Raw genomic sequence first — 5,299 nt, forward strand, 5'->3', positions numbered from 1 at the left:
GCCCCCCGGGGGCGCGCCCGCCCCCCCGGGGGGCGGGGGGGGGGGGGGGGGCCCCCCCCCCCGCCCCCCCCCGGGGGGGGGGGCGCCCCCCCCCACCCCCCCACCCCCCCCCCCCACCGCCACCCCCGACCGCGGCAACCTCACCGTGGGCGCCGCCAAAGCAGGCGCCCTGCTCGACCGCCAGCTCACCCTCGCCCGCACCCGCGCCCACTCCACCGCCCTCCAGGCCCTCGGCAGCAGCCGCTTCCACGCCGTCGCCGACAAGGTCGCCGTCCTGGCCAGCGAGGTCCCCCTCACCCCCACCGCCCCCGCCACGGACCTCCGCCAGTCCGCCTTCGCCGCCCAGGAACGCCTCACGGACGCCATCGCCGCCCTCCCCCTGGTCACCGCCGGCCACCCCTACAACGCCGAGGCCCTCATCCACGGCCTCTCCCCCGACCCCTCCCCCCACCCCCAGGACGCCCCCTGGCACCAGGTCCGCCTCCTGCTGCGCCTGCACCGCTACGCCCTGGAGGTGCTGCACGGCACCACCGGCACCCCCGTGGACGTCCGCCTCCTGGAGTCCGGCCGGGCGCTCAACCGGCACCGCGACGCCTCCGAGGCCGCCGCGGCAGCCGCACAGGCGGCGCGCACCCCGCGCATCGCCCCGGCGACGGCGTACGCCCTCGGTGTGCTGCACGCCGATCAGCGTCACGAGGTCGAGGCGGCCCGGTTCGCGTTCCAGCAGGCGTGGCAGAAGGAAACCGTACGAACACCCTGATTCCATAAGAACAGCCCGATCCGGTACGAACACCGGTACTCGCGAGGACGGTGAGCTGGAGAGTGACCACCCTGCACGACACCCCGGTCCTGGCGGCCGGCTGCGTCCTGTGGCGCCGCTCGCCGTCCGACGGCGAGCTGCGCGTCTGCCTCGTCCATCGCCCGAAATACGATGACTGGTCGCATCCGAAGGGCAAGCTGAAGCCCGGCGAGGACGCCCTGACCGGCGCCCTGCGGGAGGTGGCGGAGGAGACCGGGTACACGGCCGCGCCCGGCACCGAGCTGACCACCCTGCGCTATCTCGTGGCCGGCCGCCCCAAGGAGGTCCGCTACTGGGCGGCCGAGGCGGTCACCGGCGCCTTCGTCCCCAACCGCGAGGTCGACCGGATCCTGTGGCTCACCCCGGCCGAGGCCCGCACCCGCCTGACCCAGCCCCGCGACGCGGACCTGGTGGACGACGTCGTACGGGCCCTGGAACGCGCCTAGGTCTCCGGATCACGAGCGGCCGGCCATGGGCGATTCAGCCGTCCCCGCGATGCGATTGCGCGTCCGTCCGGGCCAGGCTGCGCGCCCGGCGCGCGGGGCTGCGCCAGCCGCAGCTGCACCGGGCCACGCAGAACGGGCCCTGCTCGACCATGCTGATGCTGTGTTCCGGATCGTCCTGGGGGGCGACGGACCGGTCCTGGGGGGTCACGTCGTCCACCGTACCGAGGCGGGGCCAAGAGTGCGCAGGGCGGGCGTCATGACGGCGTCAGGCCCCTTGTGCGCCCCGGCGCACGGTCCCCCCGGGAGCGCGCGGGCGTGACGGCCTCCGCCTGCCCGTCGTTAACGGGAACGACCGGAACGACACGGCGAGGTCCGGCGGACGGCTGGGGGCAGCGGGATGGAGCGGCGGCAGCGGCAGGGCAGGGCGGGCGGGACGGTCGTCGCGGGACTCATGGCCGGTGTCTGCCTGGCCGCCACGGGCTGCGCGGGCGAGCGCCCCGCCGCCGACGATCCCCGCCCCGCCGCCGACCCCGTCCCGGTGCTGCACAAGGCGGCCGACACCTTGCTCGCCGCTGGCAGCTCCAAGGCCCGTACGTCGATGGAGATGGCCACCGGCGGCACCCGCGTCACCATCCGGGGCGAGGGCGTCTACGACTACACCCGCCAGCTCGGCGAGCTGCGGGTCCGGCTGCCCGAGGACCCGGCGGGCAACGACGGGCGCCGCCCGATCACCGAACTCCTCGCGCCGGGCGCCCTCTTCATGAAGAACCGGGGCGCCGGCGTGCCCGCCGACAAATGGGTCCGGGTCGAGACGGCGACCCTGTCCGACGGCAATCTCGTCACCGGCGGCGCCACCGACCCGTTCGCCGCCGCCGAGGTGCTGCGCGGGACGCGTACGGCGTCCTACGTCGGCCGGACCGAGGTCGAGGGCACGGCGGTACGGCACTACCGGGGCACCGCCGATCTGGCGCTGGCCGCGCAGGGCGCCTCCGAGGGCGGGCGGGACGCGCTGCACGCGGCGGCGAAAGGGTTCGCCACCCCCGAGGTGCCGTTCGAGGTGTTCCTCGACGACGCCGGGCGCATCCGCAAGGTCGAGCACCGCTTCAGCTTCGCGGGCGGACACGCCACGGGCACGGTCGCGGTCTCCTCGACGACGGTGCTGTACGACTTCGGCACCCCCGTCGACGTACGCCTGCCGAAGAGCGCGGACATCTACGCGGGCAAGATCGCCGAGGAATAGGGTCCGGACGGGCCGGGCCCTTTAGCGCACGCACGCGCCGGGCGTAAGGGGCGCATAGGGGCGCAAGAACTAGCCCTTCCGTGCCATGCGCGTTGTGTAGACCTGTCCCTACTCTAGGAAGTCGGTGACGGCAGAGACGAGGTGACGCACGTGGCTCCGGTCGGCGGTACGGCAGTTCAGGACCACGTGGCACTCGCCGAGATCGAGCTGTGCGGGGAGCTGATCATCGCCGCGTCGGCGGCGCACGAGGACCGGCTCAGCCTGGAGAGCATCGACGAGGTGCTGCGCGTGGCGGAGGAGCGGGGCGCACAGGGCGACTGAGCCCGCGCGCCGACGAGCCCCTGCGGGCACCGGCTGAGCCCTCGCGGGCGCCCCTGGCACAGCGAGACGGGCGGTCGCTCGCGCGCACCGCCCGCCATTTTCAGCCACACGCCGATCTCAGGACGCTCGGGACATACAGGTCACGTCCACGTCCCTCACATCTCGCCGATCGCTCAGGTCCGCAGCAGCCGGCCGATCGCCTTCGTCGCCTCCTCGACCTTCGCGTCGATCTCGTCGCCGCCCTTGACGGCCGCGTCGGCCACACAGTGGCGCAGGTGCTCCTCCAGCAGTTGCAGCGCGAAGGACTGCAACGCCTTGGTCGAGGCCGAGACCTGGGTGAGTATGTCGATGCAGTAGACGTCCTCGTCGACCATCCGTTGCAGGCCGCGGATCTGGCCCTCGATCCGGCGCAGCCGCTTGAGGTGTTCGTCCTTCTGTTTGTGGTAGCCGTGCACCCCGCGGTCATGGTCAGTGACCGTGACCGCCGCGTCCGCCACGTCCTCCGTGACGGGGACGGAGGGCGCTCCCGCGCCGGCCTCTGTGGTCGTCATCGCGTCCTCCCACTCCAGACACATACCCCTACTGGGTATATGGTACCGAATTCTCCTGGGTATAGGTGCCTTGGCCAACGCCGTACGGAACACCGCACAGCAGGGCCGGTCCTACCCCTTGTAGCGCCCCCGTGAAGACAAGTCTGCTTTATGGGCGACACTGGGGGACGGCCCATTAGCCGTGGCCGGATGATGCGCCTAGCATCACCCTGACCGAAACCGAAGCACATAGAGGACCCCACGTGCGCTTTCGTCTGACCCCCAGGGAGACGAGCTTCTACGACATGTTCGCCGCCTCTGCGGACAACATCGTCACGGGCTCGAAACTCCTGATGGAACTGCTCGGGGCGGACGCGTCTGCCCGGGCCGAGATCGCGGAGCGCATGCGGGCAGCCGAACACGCCGGTGACGATGCCACACACGCGATCTTCCACCAACTGAACTCCTCGTTCATCACGCCCTTCGACCGCGAGGACATCTATTCCCTCGCGTCTTCCCTCGACGACATCATGGACTTCATGGAGGAGGCAGTCGACCTCGTCGTCCTCTACAACGTCGAGGAACTGCCGAAGGGTGTCGAGCAGCAGATCGAGGTGCTGGCACGGGCCGCGGAACTGACCGCCGAGGCGATGCCCCATCTGCGCACGATGGAAAACCTCACCGAATACTGGATCGAGGTCAACCGCCTGGAGAACCAGGCCGACCAGATCCACCGGAAGCTTCTCGCCCATCTCTTCAACGGCAAGTACGACGCCATCGAGGTGCTCAAGCTGAAGCAGATCGTGGACGTGCTGGAAGAGGCGGCCGACGCCTTCGAGCACGTGGCGAACACGGTGGAGACCATCGCGGTCAAGGAGTCCTGAACCCGGCCATGGACACCTTTGCCCTGGTCGTGACCATCCTGGTCGCGCTGTTCTTCACCTATACCAATGGCTTCCACGACTCGGCGAACGCCATCGCCACCTCCGTCTCCACCCGGGCGCTGACCCCCAAGGCCGCGCTGCTGATGGCTGCGGTGATGAACCTGGCCGGCGCGTTCCTGGGCAGCGGTATCGCCAAGACCGTCTCCGAGGGCCTGATCGAGACGCCCGAGGGCTCCACGGGCATGGGCATCCTGTTCGCCGCGCTGCTCGGCGCGATCACCTGGAACCTGATCACCTGGTATTACGGCCTGCCCTCGTCCTCCTCCCACGCCCTGTTCGGCGGTCTGGTGGGCGCGGCGCTCGCGGGCGGGACGCGGGTGTACTGGAACGGGGTGGTCGACAAGATCATCATCCCGATGTTCATCTCGCCGCTGGTGGGGCTGCTCGTCGGTTATCTGGTGATGACGGCGATCATGTGGATATTCCGGCACGCCAATCCGCACAAGGCCAAGCGCGGTTTCCGGATCGCCCAGACCGTCTCGGCCGCCGCGATGGCTCTCGGTCATGGCCTCCAGGACGCCCAGAAGACGATGGGCATCGTGGTGATGGCCCTGGTCATCGCCGATGTCGAGAACCAGGGCGATCCGATTCCGCTCTGGGTGAAGATCGTCTGCGCGGTGATGCTCTCGCTGGGTACGTACGCCGGTGGCTGGCGGATCATGCGCACGCTGGGCCGGAAGATCATCGAACTCGATCCGCCGCAGGGATTCGCCGCCGAGACGACGGGCGCGGCGATCATGTTCACCACGGCGTTCATCTTCAAGGCGCCGATTTCCACGACGCATGTGATCACGTCGGCGATCATGGGCGTCGGCGCGACAAAGCGGGTGAACGCGGTGCGGTGGGGTGTCGCCAAGAACATTGTGCTGGGCTGGTTCATCACGATGCCGGCCGCCGCGCTGGTCGCTGCCGCGAGCTTCGGGATTGTAAAACTGGCGTTTTTGTAGGGGTGGTTGCACGAGTCTCCTACGCGCGGCTTCCGTCGTGGTTGCTCGCGCAGTTCCCCGCGCCCCTAAAAG

8 protein-coding genes are annotated in these 5,299 nt (G+C 70.3%); 6 read left to right on the forward strand and 2 right to left on the reverse strand.

Going from position 1 to position 5,299, the window contains the following annotated elements; all coding sequences use genetic code 11:
- Both ACFXAZ_RS39245 and ACFXAZ_RS39250 read left to right on the forward strand, forming a co-directional pair.
- The coding region (locus ACFXAZ_RS39245; protein WP_384601784.1) for a CHAD domain-containing protein at window positions 1–760 on the forward strand (760 nt) is incomplete at its 5' end.
- 62 nt (window positions 761–822) lie between these two features.
- Window positions 823–1,245 carry an NUDIX hydrolase gene (locus ACFXAZ_RS39250; RefSeq protein WP_384601787.1) on the forward strand — a complete coding sequence of 141 codons (423 nt, stop codon included), beginning with the start codon at window positions 823–825 and terminating at the stop codon, window positions 1,243–1,245.
- 34 nt (window positions 1,246–1,279) lie between these two features.
- Here the strand turns inward: ACFXAZ_RS39250 and ACFXAZ_RS39255 are convergent, their stop codons facing one another.
- A complete protein-coding gene (locus ACFXAZ_RS39255) occupies window positions 1,280–1,453 on the reverse strand; it encodes a hypothetical protein (RefSeq protein WP_384601799.1) in 174 nt (57 codons plus the stop codon).
- Window positions 1,454–1,642: 189 nt separating this feature from the next.
- Here ACFXAZ_RS39255 and ACFXAZ_RS39260 point away from each other — a divergent pair, with 189 nt between their 5' ends.
- Window positions 1,643–2,485, forward strand: coding sequence for a hypothetical protein (locus ACFXAZ_RS39260; RefSeq protein ID WP_384601790.1), 843 nt, complete (start codon window positions 1,643–1,645; stop codon window positions 2,483–2,485).
- 141 nt (window positions 2,486–2,626) lie between these two features.
- Window positions 2,627–2,806, forward strand: a complete 180-nt coding sequence (locus ACFXAZ_RS39265; protein WP_382683823.1) for a hypothetical protein — start codon at window positions 2,627–2,629, stop codon at window positions 2,804–2,806.
- Between the two features lie 173 nt (window positions 2,807–2,979).
- Here the strand turns inward: ACFXAZ_RS39265 and ACFXAZ_RS39270 are convergent, their stop codons facing one another.
- A complete protein-coding gene (locus ACFXAZ_RS39270) occupies window positions 2,980–3,357 on the reverse strand; it encodes a metal-sensitive transcriptional regulator (protein ID WP_384601793.1) in 378 nt (125 codons plus the stop codon).
- 242 nt (window positions 3,358–3,599) lie between these two features.
- On the opposite strand from ACFXAZ_RS39270, the gene ACFXAZ_RS39275 reads away from it, so the two are divergent.
- Complete coding sequence (locus ACFXAZ_RS39275) at window positions 3,600–4,220, forward strand: DUF47 domain-containing protein (RefSeq protein ID WP_020269925.1); 621 nt, start codon at window positions 3,600–3,602, stop codon at window positions 4,218–4,220.
- Window positions 4,221–4,228: 8 nt separating this feature from the next.
- Entirely contained in the window at window positions 4,229–5,227 is a 999-nt protein-coding gene (locus ACFXAZ_RS39280; protein WP_384601796.1) for an anion permease, read from the forward strand.
- Window positions 5,228–5,299 lie beyond the last annotated feature (72 nt).

The organism is Streptomyces sp. NPDC059477 (genome assembly GCF_042749375.1).
Taxonomy (GTDB): Bacteria; Actinomycetota; Actinomycetes; order Streptomycetales; family Streptomycetaceae; genus Streptomyces.